This window comes from Rhodococcus sp. 06-235-1A, from assembly GCF_002258785.1.
In the GTDB taxonomy this organism is placed as follows: Bacteria; Actinomycetota; Actinomycetes; order Mycobacteriales; family Mycobacteriaceae; genus Rhodococcoides.
Genome location: NZ_NOYI01000013.1, coordinates 497,176 through 514,540, shown reverse-complemented (window position 1 = coordinate 514,540; position 17,365 = coordinate 497,176). Strand labels below are relative to the sequence as shown.

Sequence of the window (17,365 nt, the reverse complement as noted above, 5' to 3'; positions counted from 1 at the left end):
CGTGGAGTCGGTTCGGTGCCGGGGTTCGGTCGAATCAGTGTTGTCCGAACACCCAGGATAGTTCCATCGAATTCGGCTCAGCCTCGCACGTCCCACAGATGGTGAATCGGATCGTGGATGTAATAGGCGGCCAGTGATTCGACCGAGAAGTCCGACCCGTCGCTTCGTCGACCGGTCCGCTGCCGATTATCCGGCGGAACGGCAGCAAAATCGTCTGCGAGGGCGCGCGCGGCGTCACCGAGTTCCGATGCCACTGTCGCGGGGTTCTGTGCGTTGTAATTCTCGGCCAGCGCGGTGGCGTCCTGATCCCAGTTCGCGAACTCGGGATCGTCCTCGGTCAACACCAGCGCCAGCCGGGTGCGGAAGATGCGGTGCGCGTCGCGCACATGTGCGGCGTACTCGAGCGCAGACCACGTCGAGTCGTCGGGACGCACGGTCGCGTCGTCGCGCCGCAGTACAGCTTCCCAACGCTCGACGTCGGCACGGATCAGGTCCGGGATGTCGTCGTAATCCACGGCACTCGAGTCGAACCCGCAGTCCGGGCACCCTCGCTCGAGTACCCAGGTCCAGTTCTTGGTATCGGGATCGATCGGCATGCCGGTCAGAATAGTTTCAGGTCAGGCGTAGCGGGCAGCCAGGTTGTGCAGCGTGCTCTTGATTCCCTGCGCGTTCTTCTGCGGCATCTTGAACAGCTCGAGCACTTTCGGGACCTTGGCGGTGCCGTACTTGAAGCTCTCGGTGACCGTGGTCAGCCCCGGCTGCTTCTCCTCGAACTCCCAGCGCCAGCTGTGCCCCATCGGGTGCTGCCACTCGACGACCTTGTGCTTGTCTGCGTCGACGAACTCGGTGACGGTGCTGGTGATCTTGTACGGCACCCCGTACTGCTTCATGCCCACGGAGAACTTCGCGCCGGAGCTGAGGCGATCGGGACCTCGGACGGTGTCCTTGACCGTCCCGGATCCATCGAGCTCGCCGTGCCGCTTCGGATCGGCCACGATGTCGAACAGTTCGGATGCCGGTGCCCGTACGTCGGTCTGACGGGTGACCTGCTGCGGGCCTGTGTCGATAGTTCTGATGTCTGCCATTGCCACGGCCTACCCCACACCGCCTCGTTCGACACACCGGTCCGGACGAATACGAATTGACGGCCGTAGTTCAATGAACGCATGTCCTGGTCAGTGTGGCTCGCCTTCCTCGGCGCGAGCATCGTCATCAGTCTCTCCCCCGGGGCCGGCGCCATCGCGTCGATGTCCACCGGGCTTCGCTACGGTCTGCGCCGCGGCTACTGGAACATCTTCGGGCTGCAGATCGGCCTGCTCCTGCAGATCGGCATCGTCGCCGTTGGACTGGGTGCAGTACTCGCCAGCTCGGCGCTGGCGTTCACCGCGATCAAGTGGTTCGGCGTTGCGTATCTGGTCTACCTGGGTGTTCGACAGTGGCGCGCAGCGCCCACCGACGTCGCCGACGCCCCCGCGGTTGCCGATCGCGGAACGACGATGCTGGCCCGAGGATTCCTGGTCAACGCCAGCAACCCGAAGGCCGTCGTGTTCATGGTCGCCGTCCTCCCCCAGTTCCTCGATCCGGCACGCCCCCTGCTCACTCAATACCTCGTCATCGCGGCCACGATGGTCACGGTCGACATGCTGGTAATGACCGGATACACCTCGCTGGCATCTCGGGTACTGCGGCTGATGCGTTCACAGCGCCAACAGAAGACGATGAATCGCACGTTCGCCGGGATGTTCTTCGCTGCCGCAACGTTTCTCGCGACCGTCCGTCGGGTCACACCGTGAGGAAGTACCGAGTGATCATGAAGAACGCGCTCGGCGGTGACCCGATTCCGTTGGGATTGTTCGACACTCTCCTCGAGGCCAACACGTGGATCCAGGATGTCGGCAAGCGTGACGAGCACGAACTCGGCACCTACACAGTAGAAGTGGAAACAGCGGAGTGAGTGGGCGGTGTCCGTGTTCGAGTGGCGACACGTTCGACGCATGTTGTGAGCCGTACCTGCGCGGCGATGCGAGCGCGCCGACGGCCGAGAAATTGATGCGATCTCGATTCACCGCGTTCGCTGTCGGCGACGTCGACTACCTGCGCGCGTCGTGGCATCCCGATACAGCGCCCACCGAGTTGGAACTCGACCCCGATCAGCGCTGGTATCGACTCGACATCGTCGGGGTCGAGGCCGGCGGGATGTTCGACGACGCGGGAACCGTCGAGTTCAGGGCTCGATACAAGCACCCCGAAGGGGCGGGGACTATGACCGAGGTGAGCCGGTTCGTCCGAACAGCCGGCAGCTGGCTCTACCTCGACGGCGTCGTCTCGCGCTAGAGGTTACGCAGCTTGGTCGGTCGGTTGTTCGCAGTTCGACGCGCTTCCTGCTTCTCCTTGATGCGTTCGGCGTCCTTGCGCACCTGGATCTGCGTGCGACGCTCGCGAACGAGCCACTGCGGCGGACTGGCAATCAGCTCGTCGATGGCGTCACTGGTCAACGCTTCGGTGACACCGCCGCGGGCCAAGCCTGCAATGGACACGCCGAGCTTCTTCGCGATGACGTCGCGCGGGAAGGGGCCGTTGGTCTGCAGTTCGATGAGCCACTGCGGCGGATCGCTGCGCAAGGCGTCCAGGTCGGACCTGCTCACCATCGAGTTCTGGAACTCTTCGGGCGTTGCGGGAAGGTAGATGCCGAGCTTGTTCGCCGCGGTCAGTGGCTTCATGGTCTGCTGTTTGTTCTCCGGGCTCACCGGACCAGCTTATCCGGCATTCCGCGGTCTCGACGCCACCGTCCCGCACGGTGCGCGCCGTCCCATAGGCTCGACACCGTGAACATCGACGTGCAGACACTGCGCTGGTACGCCGCAGTGGCGCAACAACTGCATTTCGCCCGCGCTGCTCAGTCGCTCGGAATCTCGCGAATCCGCCTGAGCAAGACCATCGTGGAACTCGAGGAACTACTCGGCGTCGACCTGTTCGTGCCTGGGGTCTCCCCCACCGAACTCACCGAGGACGGCCGCGTCCTGCTCGAGCGGGCTCTTGTGGAGATCGCCGAGGACGATCGGCACTCGGAACTCGCTCAGGCTGCTGCTGCCGAGCCGACGACGTTCACCATCGGATACGCCGAAGGTGTGACGCTGACGAAGTGGACGCGAATCTGGGCGGATCGGTTCCCGGATGTCACGCTGTCCGTAGTGGCGACGACGCCGGAGACTCAGGTGTCGGCCCTGCACGACGCAACGGTGGATGTGAGTTTCGTTCGGCCGCCGATCGACCGCGAGGGCCTCAACGCGATCGGCCTGTATCAGGAAGTCCAGGTTGTGGTGGTCCCGAAAGACCACGCCGTCGCCGCATTCGATTCGGTGACCGCGAGCGATCTCGCCGACGAGCATCTGCTGGCCGATCCCGCGACGGTGCCCGAATGGGCCGCTGTGGCAACGGAACTCGAGGTCGGCAATCGCCCTGCTCTGCCCCCGATGAATTCCGTCGCCGAGACGTTCGAGTACGTGGCGGCCGGGCTGGGGGTGGCGATCGTGCCGCACTCGGTCGCCCGCTTCAACGCCCGCAAAGATCTCGTCTACCGCCCGGTGACCGACATCGAGCACTCCCAGATTGCGTTGGCCTGGGTTGCCGAACACGAGGACGACCGCATCGAGGAGTTCATCGGCATCGTGCGCGGGCGCTCGACCCGGAGTTCACGAGGCTCGTCGGACGAGACACCGGTCAAGAAGAAGAAGGCGCACCCCTCCAAGCCTGCTCGTCCGGTTGCCAAGACGAAGTCGAACACCCGCCGCAGCGGCAAGCGTCGCTAGACGGGCTCCGCCTCTCGTGCGCGTTTTGCGTAGCCAGAGGTACGCAAAACGCTCACGAGGGCGAAGCCCGAAGACGGTCGAGCTCGCGTCGGTCGCGCTTGGTCGGCCTGCCCGCTCCTCGATCACGCCTCGGAACAGAGGCCAGAACTTCCTTCGGCGGGGGCGGCGGACTGCGATCGATCAAACAATCGGGGACGACCGCTGCGCCGACGCGCTTGGTGATCGCCCGCACCACCACGACGATCTTCTCCACCCCGTCGACCCGGAGCCGGATTTCGTCGTCCGGGCCGATTCGTTGACCGGGCTTGGCGGGAGTTCCATTGACGCGAACGTGACCGCCGCGGCAGGCAGCAGCTGCCGCGGACCGCGTCTTGAACAACCGCACCGCCCAGATCCAGCTGTCGAGGCGGGCACTCTGCGCTTCCATCTTCGAATGAATTCCTCACATCACGAGGCTCGACTACATGTCCAGGCCGAGATCGAGCACTGTCACCGAGTGTGTCAGACCGCCCACGGCAAGGAAGTCGACCCCCGTGCGCGCGAAGTCCCGTGCCACATCGACGGTCAAGCCACCCGAGGATTCCAGCTTGGTCTCGGGAGCGAACTTGTCGCGGCGCTGCACCGCCATCTGTGTCTGCCACAGCGCGAAGTTGTCCAGCAGCACCAGTTCGACGTTCTCGGCGAGCACCTGGTCCAGTTGCTCGAGGCTGTCGACCTCGACCTCGCAGGCGATGTCGGGAGCCGCAGCACGCACCGCGTTCAAGGCAGCGACGACCGAACCGGCGGCTGCCACGTGATTGTCCTTGATGAGGGCGGCGTCGCCCAACCCCATCCGGTGGTTGACGCCGCCGCCTGCACGAACGGCGTACTTCTGCAGTGAACGCAAGCCCGGCAAAGTCTTTCGGCTGTCCCGGATCTTGCACTCGGTGTCTGCGACCTCGGCGACCCAGCCGGCTGTTGCGGTGGCGATGCCCGAGAGATGGCACACGATGTTGAGCATCGTGCGCTCGGCGGTGAGCAGACCACGAGTCGGTGCTGTCACCGTCAGCACAGCTTGTCCGGGTTCGACCTTCGATCCATCCTCGATGCGATGCCCGACGGAGTAGTTGCCGGCTCCGATGACCTCGTCGAGGACGAGCAGGCCCACGTCGAGGCCGGCGATCGTACCGAACTGGCGTGACACCACCGACGCAGTCGCGACGGCATCCTCGGGAACTGTTGCCACAGTGGTGATGTCGGGTCCGTAGCGCAGGTCCTCCTCGAGCGCGGTGCGGATCAGCCCGAGTACCTCGCCGCGATCGACGCCCGGGTTCACCTCGTTCGGGATATCGGTCATGTCAGCATGCTCCCGTCATCACGTCGTCGTTCACGATCGCCAACCGCCCGCCCTGATCTCGTTCGATGTACAGACTTCGACGTTGCGCCGGTGCGCTTTCCGGGTAGTCGCGGCGGGTATGGCACCCTCTGCTCTCCCGACGCTCGGACGCGGCCAGCACGATCACCTCGGCCGCAGCAGTCAACGCAGCATCCTCGACAGCACGTGCGTCGACCGGCGGTTCCGACACGACACCGTGGGCCAGGACGCGTTGTGCCGCAGCGAGTCCCGCTGCGTCACGAACCACACCGACCTCGGCGGTCATGGTCCGCTGCAGCACCGCACGGTCGATGCGGCGATAGGTGGGCAGCGCGATGTCCGTCACCTCGACCCTCCTGCCGAGCCGATCTGCGGCAACGAGCGCAGCGCGCTCGCCGACGACGAGGCCCTCGAGCAAACTGTTCGACGCCAATCTGTTGGCACCGTGCAGCCCGGTGCGCGCTACTTCGCCTGCCGCGAGCAATCCCGGGACCGAGGTGCGTCCCGACGTGTCGGTCACCACTCCTCCGCACGAATAGTGCGCCGCGGGTGCCACCGAAATGAGGTCCGTCGCCGGATCGATGCCGGCCTCGAGGCACGAGGCGGTGACGGTCGGGAACCGCTCGTGGACGCGCTCCACCCCGCGGGCGTCCAGCAACACGTGGTCGTCCCCGCTGACGTGCAACAGTTCGGCGATGGCCCGCGACACCACATCACGTGGTGCGAGGTCCCCGAGAGCGTGCACGCCTGCCATGAACGCGCGACCGGACACATCGACCAGCCGTGCGCCTTCGCCGCGCACCGCCTCGCTGATCAGCGGGCGGCGGCCCGTCGACCCGGCTGCGAACAGCACCGTCGGATGGAACTGAACGAATTCCAGATCGGCAATCCGCGCCCCGGCGTCGAGGGCAAGCGCGATACCGTCTGCTGTCGCGCCTGCCGGATTGGTGCTGCACGAGAAGAGTTGTCCCAGTCCACCTGTCGCGAGCAGCACCGTCGAGCAGTGAACGACACCGACACCGGCGGGCCCGCGCACGAGCAGACCGGACACCTCGCCGTCGGTCGTCAGCACGCGCAGCGCCGTCGTGTCGAACTGCACGGCCGGCACGGCAGCGTCCAACGTGCGCTGCACCTCCGCTCCCGTGGCGTCGCCCCCGGCATGGATGATGCGACGAACGCTGTGGCCGCCCTCCCTGGTGCGCGCAACCGAGCCGTCCGCTCCGAGATCGAACTCCGCACCCGCAGCTTCGAGCGAGGTGATCGCCGCGCGTCCGCTGGACACGATCGAGCGCACTGCCTCCTCGTCGCAGAGGCCGGCACCGGCCGCACACGTGTCGGCCACGTGAGCCTCGATCGAATCGTCGATGTCAGGTCCGACGACGGCGATCCCGCCCTGCGCGTACTGCGTCGCTGTGTCGGGCGAACTGCCCTTGCTGACGGTCAGGACGCGCAGGCCGCGGGCGGCCGCGGTGCGGGCCGCCGTGAGTCCGGCAATTCCGCCGCCGACCACGACGAGGTCGGCTGCGGTCTCCCACCCGACCGACGGAGTCACTCGCCGCCGCCCGGGGTGCCGATCTCGATCATCCGCTGCACCGACTTGCTGGCGACGTTCGCGGTCTCGAGATCGACGTGCACCTCGTCGCGTCCCTCGACGAGGCACCGCAGCAGGGCCGCGGGGGTGATCATTTTCATGTACCCGCACGACGCACGGTCGTTGACGGCCAGGAAGTCGACGTCGGGTGCCGCCCTGCGGAGCTGGTGCAGCATGCCGATCTCGGTGGCGACGAGGACCTGCTTGGACGCGGTGGTGCGGGCAGCGTCGAGCATGCCGCCGGTGGACAGGATCTTGACCTTCTCGGCCGGCACGAAGCCTTCGCCCGCGAGGTACAGAGCCGAAGTGGCGCAACCGCATTCGGGGTGCACGTACAGTTCCGCATCGGGATGGGTGCGAGACTTCTCGGCCAGCTCGTCACCGTTGATGCCGGCGTGCACATGGCATTCGCCGGCCCAGATGTGCAGGTTCTCGCGCTGGGTGATGCGCTTGACGTGTGCACCGAGGAACTGATCCGGCAGGAACAGGATGTCGCGGCTCGGGTCGATGGACTGGACGACCTCGACGGCGTTGGACGAGGTGCAGCAGATATCGGTCAGCGCTTTGATCTCGGCGGTGGTGTTGACGTACGAGACGACCACGGCGTCCGGAAAGTCTGCCTTCCATTCGCGGAGCTGGTCTGCGGTGATGGAATCCGCGAGCGAGCAGCCGGCGCGCTGGTCCGGAATGAGCACCGTCTTCTGCGGGCTCAGGATCTTGGCGGTCTCGGCCATGAAGTGGACGCCGCAGAACACGATGGTGTCCTCGGAGACCTCGGCGGCCATGCGCGAGAGCGCGAGGGAGTCACCGACATGATCGGCGACATCCTGGATCGCAGGCAGTTGGTAATTGTGCGCGAGCAGCGTTGCTCCGCGCAGATCGGCGAGCCGTCGAATCTCGGCAGCCCATTCCGGAGTTGCCTCGACTCCCCCGTAGCCACCGGCTCCGTCGACGATGTCGCGAACTCCGGCGAAAGCCGAGTCCAGGATGTTCACCCGGGTAGCGCTGCTGGTCATGACGGTTCTCCTTCACCGATCATCCGGTCGTCGGTGACCGAATTTCCTCCGAGGGAGTTTTCGACTTATGATCGAAAACATGATTCATCGTAGCACCGTCCACGAAGTGCTCATTGCGGTGTTCCAAGTTCGTGCCTTCGGCGACCCCGACACCCCCGAGTTGGCGGTCCTGCTGTGGCAGCGCGCGCTCGACCCCGAAGCCGGCACCTGGTCTCTTCCCGGGGGCACCCTGCGCGACGACGAGAACCTCGCCACCTCGGCGCGCCGACAGCTCGCCGAGAAGGTGGACGTGCGTTCGGTGGCACACCTCGAGCAACTGTCGATCTTCAGCGAACCCGACCGGGTACCGGGCGACCGGCGGATCGCATCGACCTTCCTGGGTCTGGTGCCCATATCGGCCGAGCCGACGCTCCCCGCGGATACGACGTGGTACCCCGTCGCGGAGCTTCCGGCGATGTCGTTCGATCACGGAACCGTCGTCGCGCACGCGAGACACCGACTCGTCGCGAAACTGTCGTACACCAACATCGGATTCGCGCTCGCCCCGGTCGAATTCGCGATATCGACGCTGCGCGAGATCTACGGTGCCGCGCTCGGTTATCAGGTCGACGCCACCAACCTGCAGCGTGTGCTCGGCCGCCGCGGGGTCATCGAACCCACCGGGCGACGCGCCCCGTCGGGCAAGGCAGGCGGCCGACCTCCGGCCCTGTTCAGGTTCGCCGACAGCAGCATTCGCGTCACCGACGAGTTCGCGGCCCTGCGCCCGCCGCAGGCGTGAGCGGCTGCGGTCAGTAGGCCGTCCGTGAGTCGAACGACGGCGGCGGCGGGGAATCGACTTCGAAGTCCTCCGGCGCGGGATCGGTGTGTTGCAGATCGTCGTTGGGGTTCATCGCTGCCAACAACAAGATGACCAACGACGCCGTCAACGCCTGCACGATCAGCACCAACGGAGTCTCGATACTCGGTGCCACGGTGACGATCGATCCGACCGTAGGGTCGGTGGCCTTCGGAAACCGAAGGGCAGCAATGCCGTTACCGACCAGAATCGCAACGATCGAACCGGCGAGTGCACCGAGGAAGACGGCTCCGAACAGTCGCGGCCCCCGCTCCGACCGCCACTGCCACCACCCGATCGGAAGAACGAGACCGAGGACGAGCGCGACGAACGAGAACAACGCGAGGGCGTCGAAGCGGTGCAGACTCTCCCCGGTGAGGGCAGCGCCGCGGTCCTGGGCCACCACGAGCAACTGTTGCGCCGGCGCGAGGAAACCCCACAGCATGCCGCCCAAGGCAGACAGCGCCACCGATATCCCGACGACCGTCAGCAGGACCCGACCGGTGCTGTGTCGCGTCGAGACTTCGGCGAGGTCCGAGCTGGTCATCTAACGCCTACCCGTCGCGGCCGAGTCGGTCAGGCCGTGACGCGAACACAGTGACGTCCACCCGTCGGGGACGATCTGCACCACCATGCGGCGACCGCACTCGGAGCAGAAACGGGGCGGCTCCAGCCCGAGCCGCACTGCGACCGACATCGAGTGGGAACCCACCTCGGCTCCGGCTTCGACAGTCCGACCGGTGTGCGGATCGTAGTGGGTCTCGCTCGTCATTCGACCCACCCTAATACGCCCATCAGATGGTCGAGTTCAACGCTTTGATCGGCATCTCCAGCTCGCCGAGCAGATCGAGATCCTGCTCTGCCGGACGACCGAGCGTCGTCAGGTAGTTGCCGACGATGACGGCATTGATTCCGCCGAGAATTCCCTGCTTGGCACCCAGATCACCGAGGGTGATCTCGCGGCCGCCGGCAAATCTCAGAATCGTGCGCGGCAGGGCGAGCCGGAACGCGGCGACGGCGCGCAGAGCATCGGATGCCGGCAGCACATCGAGGTCTCCGAACGGGGTGCCCGGTCGCGGGTTCAGGAAGTTCAGAGGCACCTCGTCGGGTTCGAGGGCGGTGAGATCGGCCGCGAACTCGGCCCGTTGCTCGAGCGTCTCCCCCATGCCGAGAATTCCGCCGCAGCACACCTCCATGCCCGCCTCGCGCACCATCCGCAGGGTGTTCCACCGCTCCTCCCAGGTGTGTGTGGTCACCACGTTCGGAAAGTACGATCGAGAGGTCTCGAGATTGTGGTTGTAACGATGCACGCCCATCGCTGCGAGCTGATCGACCTGATCCTGATCGAGCATGCCCAACGAGCAGGCGATATCGATCTCGACCTCGTTCCGAATGGCCTCGATTCCTGCGGCGACCTGAGCGAGCAGCCGAGCGTCGGGTCCGCGTACTGCCGCCACGATGCAGAACTCCGTCGCTCCGGTCTTCGCGGTCTGCTTCGCGGCTTCCACCAGCGAGGGGATGTCGAGCCACGCGGCACGAACCGGGGAAGCGAAAAGCCCCGACTGCGAACAGAAGTGGCAGTCCTCGGGGCATCCGCCCGTCTTGAGGCTGATGATTCCCTCCACCTCGACCTCGGGCCCGCACCACTTCATCCGCACCTCGTGTGCCAACAGCATCGTCTCTTCGAGGCGGTCGTCGCCCAGCTCGAGAATCTCGAGAACCTGAGATCTGTCGAGAGCTGTGCCATCGCCGAGCACCTGTTCCCGCGCCGTAGCCAAAATGTCCATACCGGTCCCCTCGTAGTCGAACGCGCCATAATTGAACACCGTTCAAGTTGAACGGTGTTCACGTTAGGCATCGCGCTCGGCTACTGTCAAAGCGAAGGCCGCGTCGAACGACTTGGGGGAAGCAGTGCAGCTACGCAGGCAGGACGTCCTGGACGGTGCGATCGCCATTCTCGACGAATACGGCCTGGCCGACCTGACCATGCGGCGCCTGGCGACATCGCTGCACGTGCAGCCCGGAGCGCTCTACTGGCACTTCCCCAACAAGCAGACGCTGCTCGGTGACATTGCCGACCACCTGCTCGCCGGTGCCGACGCGCCGTCCACCGAGGAAACCTGGGATGCGCAGATCGGTCAGATCGCGCACCGACTGCGCGACGCGCTTCTCTCCCGGCGAGACGGTGCAGAGTTGGTCGCCGCGACATACGCGTCGAGGCTCACGACCAATCACATTCGCGAACGCATCGCCGCCGTGTGCATCCGTGCGGGACTGCCGCGTCGAGACGCGGAACTGACAGCCGATACCTTGCTGTACTACATCCTCGGCCAGACAGTGGACGAACAGGCCAGGCTCCAGATGGACTCAGCCGGAGCCCTGACCCCCGACGCGTCGCCGCTGTTCGAGAGTCCCGACCCGACGAGCCGCTTCGATTTCGGATTGAAGCTGTTCCTCGACGGAGTGCGGCACACGGCGGCAGATCGCATCCGCCCTTAGAGTCACATCAGGTCTCGGCGAAGACCACGCGCTCGCTGCCGTTGTCCAAAACCATGGTGCCGTCGTTCCTCGACCACCGTGGGGCCGACGTCAGGAACGCCGTCAGCCACCGGTCCTGTTCCATCAACGCCTCCGGGCAGGCCATCCGCGTCGAACCGAGTGAGTCGACGGTGATCCTGCCCTGCGAGGTGTCCACGGTGCCGAACAACCTGTTGCACCCCGCCTCGGCCGAGATTCGGTCGTCGACGAACTCGAGTCGAACCGTCGTCCCGCCAACCGGGGTGTAGGAGTCGGGGGCGTCGACCGACGAGTAGGTCTTGTCGGCGGGAAACTCGCCGTACGAGTCGGCACACGCACATGCCACCATGCTCGCGCCGAACGCGAGGGCGACCAACGCGCGCCGCGCGTCAGCCACCGAAAATCGGCCCCAGACCGGCCGCACCGGCATTTCCGCGGGAGGCGAACGGGTTGTCGTGCACCATGTACGTCCAGGTCGATGTCGGCCGCCGTAAGCCGGCTTCGTCCAGATCGATTCCGTCGGAGGTGATCTCGGCCGACTCGAATGTTGCGTGCGAAAGGTCCATCGCCTTCGACGACACCGTTTTGAACGCCTCGACCGCGATGCGGTGATACTCGTCCAGCGGGTTCTCCCGTCCCAATGCGCGCAGGTGGATACTCTCGCGCACATCGGCGAGGTGCGCCAGGTAGTCCGACCACGACCGATCGAGGTGGTAGAGAACTATCTGACGAGCCACCTGGACGAGGGTCTCCTCCGATACGGCCTCGCGCAGTTCCTTCGAGCGCGTCGGCGACTGCTGCTCGAGCAGAGCCAACGCCTCGTCCGAGTCGAGCAACGTAGCCCGGCGGCGATCCAGGATCTCGCGGTGCTGAGCGGTCAGTTGATTGTAACGCCATGTGCGCGAATGAATTTCGAGCATCTGACCTTCGGCGATGCGTTGCGCGTGGTCGACGCGGTCGGCCGCTGCAGAGGAGGTGAACAGGCCGCTCTCGTCGAACCCCTTGGGTGCGTCCTTGTCGCCGATGTTGTTCTTGACGACGTCGTCCTCCCAGCTTCCGAAGAACAACGATCGGCCCGGATCGCCCTGCCGACCCGCGCGTCCTCGTAGCTGGTTGTCGAGTCGCTCGGTGGTGTGGCGCCCGGTGCCGAGAACGAACAGTCCGCCGAGTTCGGCTATCCGATCGCGATCGGCTCCGTCGGGACCGCCGAGCTTGATATCGGTTCCACGTCCGGCGATCTGCGTGGACACCGTCACTGCGCCGTGTGCTCCTGCCGCAGCGATGACCGCCGCTTCCTCGGCGTCGTTCTTGGCGTTGAGCACCACCACCTCGACGCCCGACGCCCTGAGCGTCTCGGCCAGCGCCTCGGACTCGGCGACATCGTGGGTGCCGATGAGAATCGGCTGACCGGTCTCGTGAATGTCCTTCACCTGCAGCGCAATTGCAGCGTTCTTGTGCTCGATCGTGTCGTACACCCGATCGTCTTCGTCGACGCGCACCGTGGGCACGTTCGGAGCGATGACCGAAACTCCGAGGCTGTAGAACGTGCGCAGCTGCTCCCCCGCCGCCATGGCCGTGCCGGTCATGCCGCACACCGTGGCGTACCGATTGATCAACGCCTGCACGGTGATCGTGTCGAGGATCTCTCCGGTCTCGGTGGGCACCAGCCCTTCCTTGATCTCGACCGCCGCCTGCAGCCCGTCCGGCCAGCGCTGAAGATCGGCCACCCGGCCACGCGAGGCGTTGATCAGCTGAACGCGTCCGTCACGCACGATGTAGTCGACGTCGCGTTGCACCAGTACCTGGGCGTGCAAGGCCACGTTGACGGCCACCAGCGTCGTGCCGACATGGTGCTCGGAGTAGAGGTCGATCCCGCCGAGCTCCTTCTCGATCCGCAAGGCACCCTCGTCGGTGAGAAATACGTTCCTCCCCTCGGCATCGGTGTCGTAGTCGACCCCCTTGTCCAGCACACGGACTGCCTCCATCACCGTCGAGGTCGAGACGTCACCCGATACGGAACCGGCCAACACCAGCGGCACGAGCGCCTCGTCGACCAGCACGGAGTCGGCCTCGTCGATCAGTGCGACGTCCGGGATCGGCGAGACCAGATCCTGTCGATCGTTCACCAGATGATCACGCAGGACGTCGAAGCCGACCTCGTTGACCGAGGCGTAGGTGATGTCGCAGGCGTACGCGGTGCGACGCTCCTGCGCAGTCGACGCCTCACTTATGAAACCGACCGTGACGCCGAGAGCCTCGAACAACGGCTGCATCCACTGCGCGTCGCGTTGCGCCAGGAAGTCGTTGACCGAGATGACGTGCACCGAACGCCCGGACAAGACGTATCCGACGGCTGCGATTGCACCGGCCAGCGTCTTGCCCTCACCGGTGGCCATCTCCACCACGTCACCGGCGAGAAGTCGAACGGCACCGTGCAGCTGTACGTCGAAGGGTCGCATGGACAGTGTTCGCTCACTCGCCTCGCGCACCAAGGCCAGGTACCGCGGAACATCGAGGCGTGCTGCGGTCTCGACGCGTAGTGCGGTCGCCTGTGTTGCCAGGTCGCTGTCGTCCAGGGCGGCCGCCCATTCGGCATGCTCCTGGGCTCGGTCGACGCGCTGACGCGACGTGCTCTGCGCCTTCTGCGCGGAGCGGCCTAGTACACGCCAGAAACGGTCGGAGCCCAAAGCCATCTGCAATCCCTACCTGAGAATAAAGAAGAACGTTCATTCCCACAGTACCGAGCGCCACCCCGTCCTCGGTGCTGCGTCATCGATCCACCGTGTACTCGTTCACCACCACCCCCGACTCGAAGGGTGTACTGCCCACGAGGTGAGTTCGGGCCGGCGAGTACGCGCGCTCGGCGAAGAGACGTTTACCGGAGCCCAGGAGAATCGGATTCACCTTGAGGATCAGTCTGTCGATTTCGTCCGCCAGGGCCGACGCCAGAATGCCTCCACCGGCCAGCCATATCCCACTGCCGCTCTCGCCCTTCAGCTTTCGCACGATCTCTACTGGATCTTCACCGGTCAGAATCACGGCCGGTTCGACGCCCGAGTGATCGCGCGAGAAGACGTACTGCTTCAAGTGGCCGTACGGACCGTCCGGAGGATGGATTCCGCCGGCCTTGTAGGTGTTCCACCCCATGAGCACCGTGTCGAAGCGACTCAGGTCGGGGGTCAGTCCGGTCGCACGCAGGCCGAGTGTCGGAATGGTGTCGGTGTAGTCGCGCAGGATCATGTCGATGTGATCTCCCTGCATCGGAAAGTCCGCGAAGGTGTCGTCGGGGGCCGCGATGTACCCGTCCAGGCTGACGGCGACGTAGTAAACCAGTTCACGCATGAGAGTTCTCCGATCACGACGGGTGTAGTGGTTGCGCAAGACTACGACATCCGTAGTGGTTCCGCTAGCCTGTTTTCATGGCTCGCAACCCACTCCGACGCTCCGAACTCGCCGACGCCGGGCTTCGACTGCTCGCGGCGGAAGGCTCCCGCGGACTCACCCACCGCGCGATCGACGAGGAAGCAGGAGTGCCGAGGGGAACGGCATCGAACTATTACAAGACCCGCGCCGACGTCATCGCCGGACTGATCGAGCGCATCGGGCAGAGACTTGCCCCCAGCGCCGAGGTCCACGAACCGCTTGCTGCGCAACATCCCGGCCCCGAGCTGTTCGGCGCGTACATCCGCGACATCGTTGCGCGGCTCCTGACGAATCGCGAGGTGACGCTCGCGCTGTTCGAGTTGCGGCTCGAGGCATCGAGACGACCGGAGATCAGGGACATCCTCGGCACCTGGCAGCGCTCGAACTTCTCTGCCGACGTCGAATTCAATCTCGCCGCAGGCCTACCGGGGGGTCGCAAGGAGGTCGCACTGTTCCACTACGCGATCGACGGCCTGCTGCTCGACCGACTGACCTACCCGATCGATCCGGATACCTCGACGGACGAGGTGGTCGACGCATTGGTTGCCGGCCTGCTGAACCCGTGATCGCACACCGAGTCCCATCCAGGATCGACGACTTCGGTGCAGGCGACCACCACATGCACCACTAGGCGTCGAGGGGCGTCGTCACCGCGATCCGGCGAGTGCCGTCCTCGGCCGTCACCACCTGATAGGCATTGCGCTCGGTTCCCACCGGCGACCCGTCGGAGTCGAGGTTTTCCAGCAGCAGATGCCCGACCCACACCCCCGGCACCTCGATCTCGGTGACGATGTCACGCGCTCGCACGCCCTGTATCCCGCGCGATCGGTAGTAGGCCTGGCCCTGCTCGAAGAACTCTCGCGTTTGCTGTGGCGCGGCGATTGCCGCGCAACCACGCGCCGTCACAGCCAAAGCAGGATAGTTGTAGATCTCGGCCAGCCCGTCGAGATCACCCGAGGTCAGATACCCCGTGTAGCGAGCGAAGAAGCTGTCGATCGATTCGGCGTCAGGTGTCATATCGAGAACGGTAGGACCGATTCCCGTCAGGGCTGTGTCGGGAATCCGGAAGAATCGGTCCGGTGCCGAAGCAGAATTCGCCCCACTCGCTCGACAGCGCCCTCACCCTGCGCCGCGTCGCGCGCCAGCAGCGGATCGTCGAGTGGCTCAGTTCGGCACCTGTACCGCTGACCTCGCCCGAACTCGCGCAGCGTTTGCGGGTGAGAGTGCGCACGGTCGAACGCGATCTCGCCCGGTTGCGTGAATCCGGGGTTCCCATCGATGCGGTCTCGGGAGTGCACGGCGGATCACGGCTGGCGAGTGTGGCCGATCCCCGTCCCGTGCGTTTGACCGTCCCGGAGATAGCAGCTCTCATTGCCAGTCTCGCCGCGCTCGGACCTACCGAAACCGACAGTGCCACATCGGCAATGAGCGCCCTCGTCGAAGCTCTGACCTCTCACTGACCGCAAAACCTGGACAAACCGAATAGTTCGCATTACCGTCTTCCACTAATCAACTAGTGAAAGGTTTCTGGTGGTCGCGTACCGAATCGATCGTCAGTCCGGCATCCCCACCTACGTCCAACTGATACTGCAGACCAAACAGGCTCTACGACTCGGATCACTGGCTGTCGGCGACCAGCTACCGACCGCGAAAGACGTGGTCACGGCTCTCGCCATCAACCCGAACACCGTGCTCAAGGCCTACCGCGAACTCGAACGGGAGGGCCTGGTGGAGCCACGCACCGGGTCCGGGACCTTCGTGGTCGCCTCGCTGGCGAAACCCGGGATGGCCGAACGATCTGCCCTCGAGGCCGAACTGGGCCGCTGGATTCGCCATTGCCTGGCAGCAGGACTGGACAGACCGGACCTCGAGGCCATCGTCACCGCAGCATTCGACACACAATTCGACCGACCCGAAAGAGACGGATCATGACCGACGCAGTACTCACCATGGACGGGGTGGTCAAGTCGTTCCGGCGAACGACCGTTCTCGACCGCTGCTCGTTCGCCATCGAAATAGGAAGTGTCACAGCGCTGGTCGGCTCCAACGGTGCCGGCAAGTCGACATTGATGTCGCTCGCCGTCGGGTTGCTCACACCGGACGCCGGAGACATCCGAGTTCTGGGCGAAGCCGTGGGCCAACGAGGCATCGCGCCCGGCCTGTCCTACCTCGCGCAGCACAAGCCTCTGTATCCGCACTTCACCGTGGCCGAGATGCTCCGATTCGGCCGAAACACCAACGCCCACTGGGACGATGCCTATGCGGCAGAACTCGTGTCCGCAGCCGAAATCCCTCTTTCGGCACGGGTGAAATCACTCTCGCCCGGTCACCGCACACGCGTCGCCCTTGCACTCGCACTGGGACGACGACCGGAAATACTGCTGCTCGACGAGCCCCTCGCCGATCTGGACCCGGTCGCCCGTCGCGCGGTGGCCCGCACTCTCATGCGCGATGCGGCCGAGAACGGCACCACCATCGTGCTGTCCTCGCACGTGTTGTCCGAACTCGTCGACGTCGCAGATCGTCTACTCCTGTTGCGCGACGGACGAATTCGACTCGACGGGGAACTCGACACCATCACGGGCGAGCACTATCTTCTCGTCGGTAGCACCGGTTCCGAGCCCGTTGTCGACGACGGAACCGTCGTATCCGAGGTATTCGGTTCCGGCGCATCGGTATTCGTCGTCCGTGGCACGCGACCGGAGACGGCGAGACCGGGCTGGACCATCGAGGACGCCACCCTGGACGACGTTGTGCTCGCCCACCTCGGTTCGGTGGTGGCGGCATGATCTGGGTGACGTGGCGACAATTCCGCGCAAC

24 protein-coding genes are annotated in these 17,365 nt (G+C 65.1%); 10 read left to right on the top strand and 14 right to left on the bottom strand.

Translation table 11 applies throughout. The features are described from left to right. Positions 1–77 precede the first annotated feature (77 nt). On the bottom strand, positions 78–596 hold the full coding sequence (locus CH275_RS15490; protein WP_094679175.1) for a DinB family protein: 519 nt from the start codon (positions 594–596) through the stop codon (positions 78–80). Positions 597–617: 21 nt separating this feature from the next. After that, entirely contained in the window at positions 618–1,085 is a 468-nt protein-coding gene (locus CH275_RS15485; protein WP_094679174.1) for an SRPBCC family protein, read from the bottom strand. Between the two features lie 81 nt (positions 1,086–1,166). Here CH275_RS15485 and rhtB point away from each other — a divergent pair, with 81 nt between their 5' ends. Genes rhtB through CH275_RS15475 form a run of 3 tightly spaced genes read left to right on the top strand, consistent with a single transcriptional unit; the run spans position 1,167 to position 2,334 of the window. Then, the gene (gene rhtB, locus CH275_RS15480) at positions 1,167–1,793 is read left to right on the top strand and encodes a homoserine/homoserine lactone efflux protein (protein ID WP_094679173.1); all 627 of its coding nucleotides are present in this window, start codon (positions 1,167–1,169) and stop codon (positions 1,791–1,793) included. 17 nt (positions 1,794–1,810) lie between these two features. After that, a complete protein-coding gene (locus tag CH275_RS29500) occupies positions 1,811–1,954 on the top strand; it encodes a hypothetical protein (protein WP_179276159.1) in 144 nt (47 codons plus the stop codon). Beyond that, a complete protein-coding gene (locus tag CH275_RS15475) occupies positions 1,951–2,334 on the top strand; it encodes a YchJ family protein (protein ID WP_094679172.1) in 384 nt (127 codons plus the stop codon). Before CH275_RS29500 ends, CH275_RS15475 begins: the two co-directional genes overlap by 4 nt. Here CH275_RS15475 and CH275_RS15470 read toward each other — a convergent pair. After that, the gene (locus CH275_RS15470; protein WP_094679171.1) at positions 2,331–2,747 is read right to left on the bottom strand and encodes a DUF5997 family protein; all 417 of its coding nucleotides are present in this window, start codon (positions 2,745–2,747) and stop codon (positions 2,331–2,333) included. The genes CH275_RS15475 and CH275_RS15470 overlap by 4 nt on opposite strands. A 78-nt stretch (positions 2,748–2,825) precedes the next feature. Between CH275_RS15470 and CH275_RS15465 the strand changes: the two genes are divergently transcribed. Further along, positions 2,826–3,809 (top strand): LysR family transcriptional regulator, encoded by a 984-nt coding sequence (locus CH275_RS15465; protein ID WP_094679170.1) that lies wholly within the window; start codon positions 2,826–2,828, stop codon positions 3,807–3,809. A gap of 52 nt (positions 3,810–3,861) precedes the next feature. Here the strand turns inward: CH275_RS15465 and CH275_RS15460 are convergent, their stop codons facing one another. Genes CH275_RS15460 through nadA form a run of 4 tightly spaced genes read right to left on the bottom strand, consistent with a single transcriptional unit; the run spans position 3,862 to position 7,770 of the window. Then, the gene (locus CH275_RS15460) at positions 3,862–4,236 is read right to left on the bottom strand and encodes an RNA-binding S4 domain-containing protein (protein WP_094679169.1); all 375 of its coding nucleotides are present in this window, start codon (positions 4,234–4,236) and stop codon (positions 3,862–3,864) included. Between the two features lie 33 nt (positions 4,237–4,269). Beyond that, positions 4,270–5,145 (bottom strand): carboxylating nicotinate-nucleotide diphosphorylase, encoded by an 876-nt coding sequence (gene nadC, locus CH275_RS15455; RefSeq protein WP_094679168.1) that lies wholly within the window; start codon positions 5,143–5,145, stop codon positions 4,270–4,272. A gap of 1 nt (position 5,146) precedes the next feature. After that, positions 5,147–6,715, bottom strand: coding sequence for an L-aspartate oxidase (locus tag CH275_RS15450; RefSeq protein WP_094679167.1), 1,569 nt, complete (start codon positions 6,713–6,715; stop codon positions 5,147–5,149). Continuing rightward, entirely contained in the window at positions 6,712–7,770 is a 1,059-nt protein-coding gene (gene nadA, locus CH275_RS15445) for a quinolinate synthase NadA (RefSeq protein WP_179276158.1), read from the bottom strand. The genes CH275_RS15450 and nadA overlap by 4 nt, the downstream gene beginning before the upstream one ends. Before the next feature lie 79 nt (positions 7,771–7,849). Here nadA and CH275_RS15440 point away from each other — a divergent pair, with 79 nt between their 5' ends. Then, positions 7,850–8,548: an NUDIX hydrolase gene (locus CH275_RS15440; RefSeq protein ID WP_094679310.1), complete on the top strand. Its 699-nt coding sequence runs from the start codon at positions 7,850–7,852 to the stop codon at positions 8,546–8,548. 10 nt (positions 8,549–8,558) lie between these two features. Here the strand turns inward: CH275_RS15440 and CH275_RS15435 are convergent, their stop codons facing one another. From CH275_RS15435 to bioB, 3 genes are read right to left on the bottom strand one after another with little or no spacing between them, the layout of a single operon-like run. After that, on the bottom strand, positions 8,559–9,152 hold the full coding sequence (locus CH275_RS15435; protein ID WP_094679166.1) for a DUF2567 domain-containing protein: 594 nt from the start codon (positions 9,150–9,152) through the stop codon (positions 8,559–8,561). Continuing rightward, positions 9,153–9,377 carry a biotin synthase auxiliary protein BsaP gene (gene bsaP / locus CH275_RS15430; RefSeq protein ID WP_094679165.1) on the bottom strand — a complete coding sequence of 75 codons (225 nt, stop codon included), beginning with the start codon at positions 9,375–9,377 and terminating at the stop codon, positions 9,153–9,155. It abuts the gene before it with no gap. Between the two features lie 22 nt (positions 9,378–9,399). Then, positions 9,400–10,392, bottom strand: a complete 993-nt coding sequence (gene bioB, locus CH275_RS15425) for a biotin synthase BioB (RefSeq protein WP_094679164.1) — start codon at positions 10,390–10,392, stop codon at positions 9,400–9,402. A 124-nt stretch (positions 10,393–10,516) separates the two neighbouring features. Here bioB and CH275_RS15420 point away from each other — a divergent pair, with 124 nt between their 5' ends. Continuing rightward, positions 10,517–11,104, top strand: coding sequence for a TetR/AcrR family transcriptional regulator C-terminal domain-containing protein (locus CH275_RS15420; protein ID WP_094679163.1), 588 nt, complete (start codon positions 10,517–10,519; stop codon positions 11,102–11,104). 7 nt (positions 11,105–11,111) lie between these two features. On the opposite strand, the gene CH275_RS15415 is transcribed toward CH275_RS15420, so the two are convergent. The 3 genes from CH275_RS15415 to CH275_RS15405 all read right to left on the bottom strand — a co-directional run bounded on the left by CH275_RS15415 (position 11,112) and on the right by CH275_RS15405 (position 14,464). Continuing rightward, on the bottom strand, positions 11,112–11,519 hold the full coding sequence (locus CH275_RS15415) for an META domain-containing protein (protein WP_256991041.1): 408 nt from the start codon (positions 11,517–11,519) through the stop codon (positions 11,112–11,114). Next, positions 11,512–13,815: an accessory Sec system translocase SecA2 gene (gene secA2 / locus CH275_RS15410; RefSeq protein WP_094679162.1), complete on the bottom strand. Its 2,304-nt coding sequence runs from the start codon at positions 13,813–13,815 to the stop codon at positions 11,512–11,514. Before secA2 ends, CH275_RS15415 begins: the two co-directional genes overlap by 8 nt. Before the next feature lie 76 nt (positions 13,816–13,891). After that, positions 13,892–14,464 (bottom strand): dihydrofolate reductase family protein, encoded by a 573-nt coding sequence (locus tag CH275_RS15405; protein WP_094679161.1) that lies wholly within the window; start codon positions 14,462–14,464, stop codon positions 13,892–13,894. A 77-nt stretch (positions 14,465–14,541) separates the two neighbouring features. Between CH275_RS15405 and CH275_RS15400 the strand changes: the two genes are divergently transcribed. After that, on the top strand, positions 14,542–15,111 hold the full coding sequence (locus CH275_RS15400) for a TetR/AcrR family transcriptional regulator (protein WP_094679160.1): 570 nt from the start codon (positions 14,542–14,544) through the stop codon (positions 15,109–15,111). 61 nt (positions 15,112–15,172) lie between these two features. Here CH275_RS15400 and CH275_RS15395 read toward each other — a convergent pair whose 3' ends face one another. Further along, complete coding sequence (locus tag CH275_RS15395) at positions 15,173–15,562, bottom strand: hypothetical protein (RefSeq protein WP_094679159.1); 390 nt, start codon at positions 15,560–15,562, stop codon at positions 15,173–15,175. A gap of 62 nt (positions 15,563–15,624) precedes the next feature. Between CH275_RS15395 and CH275_RS15390 the strand changes: the two genes are divergently transcribed. The 3 genes from CH275_RS15390 to CH275_RS15380 all read left to right on the top strand — a co-directional run bounded on the left by CH275_RS15390 (position 15,625) and on the right by CH275_RS15380 (position 17,334). Next, positions 15,625–16,005 carry a helix-turn-helix transcriptional regulator gene (locus CH275_RS15390; protein ID WP_256991040.1) on the top strand — a complete coding sequence of 127 codons (381 nt, stop codon included), beginning with the start codon at positions 15,625–15,627 and terminating at the stop codon, positions 16,003–16,005. Positions 16,006–16,075: 70 nt separating this feature from the next. Beyond that, on the top strand, positions 16,076–16,477 hold the full coding sequence (locus tag CH275_RS15385; RefSeq protein WP_094679157.1) for a GntR family transcriptional regulator: 402 nt from the start codon (positions 16,076–16,078) through the stop codon (positions 16,475–16,477). After that, complete coding sequence (locus CH275_RS15380) at positions 16,474–17,334, top strand: ABC transporter ATP-binding protein (RefSeq protein ID WP_094679156.1); 861 nt, start codon at positions 16,474–16,476, stop codon at positions 17,332–17,334. The genes CH275_RS15385 and CH275_RS15380 overlap by 4 nt, the downstream gene beginning before the upstream one ends. Positions 17,335–17,365: the final 31 nt, after the last annotated feature.

Coding starts and splice junctions, on each gene's coding strand:
- nadA (WP_179276158.1), bottom strand. CDS start 7,770: ATGACCAGCAGCGCTACCCGGGTGAACATCCTGGACTCGGCTTTCGCC.
- CH275_RS15490 (WP_094679175.1), bottom strand. CDS start 596: ATGCCGATCGATCCCGATACCAAGAACTGGACCTGGGTACTCGAGCGA.
- secA2 (WP_094679162.1), bottom strand. CDS start 13,815: ATGGCTTTGGGCTCCGACCGTTTCTGGCGTGTACTAGGCCGCTCCGCG.
- CH275_RS15380 (WP_094679156.1), top strand. CDS start 16,474: ATGACCGACGCAGTACTCACCATGGACGGGGTGGTCAAGTCGTTCCGG.
- CH275_RS15395 (WP_094679159.1), bottom strand. CDS start 15,562: ATGACACCTGACGCCGAATCGATCGACAGCTTCTTCGCTCGCTACACG.
- CH275_RS29500 (WP_179276159.1), top strand. CDS start 1,811: ATGAAGAACGCGCTCGGCGGTGACCCGATTCCGTTGGGATTGTTCGAC.
- CH275_RS15460 (WP_094679169.1), bottom strand. CDS start 4,236: ATGGAAGCGCAGAGTGCCCGCCTCGACAGCTGGATCTGGGCGGTGCGG.
- bioB (WP_094679164.1), bottom strand. CDS start 10,392: ATGGACATTTTGGCTACGGCGCGGGAACAGGTGCTCGGCGATGGCACA.
- CH275_RS15435 (WP_094679166.1), bottom strand. CDS start 9,152: ATGACCAGCTCGGACCTCGCCGAAGTCTCGACGCGACACAGCACCGGT.
- nadC (WP_094679168.1), bottom strand. CDS start 5,145: ATGACCGATATCCCGAACGAGGTGAACCCGGGCGTCGATCGCGGCGAG.
- CH275_RS15400 (WP_094679160.1), top strand. CDS start 14,542: ATGGCTCGCAACCCACTCCGACGCTCCGAACTCGCCGACGCCGGGCTT.
- CH275_RS15405 (WP_094679161.1), bottom strand. CDS start 14,464: ATGCGTGAACTGGTTTACTACGTCGCCGTCAGCCTGGACGGGTACATC.
- bsaP (WP_094679165.1), bottom strand. CDS start 9,377: ATGACGAGCGAGACCCACTACGATCCGCACACCGGTCGGACTGTCGAA.
- rhtB (WP_094679173.1), top strand. CDS start 1,167: ATGTCCTGGTCAGTGTGGCTCGCCTTCCTCGGCGCGAGCATCGTCATC.
- CH275_RS15485 (WP_094679174.1), bottom strand. CDS start 1,085: ATGGCAGACATCAGAACTATCGACACAGGCCCGCAGCAGGTCACCCGT.
- CH275_RS15440 (WP_094679310.1), top strand. CDS start 7,850: ATGATTCATCGTAGCACCGTCCACGAAGTGCTCATTGCGGTGTTCCAA.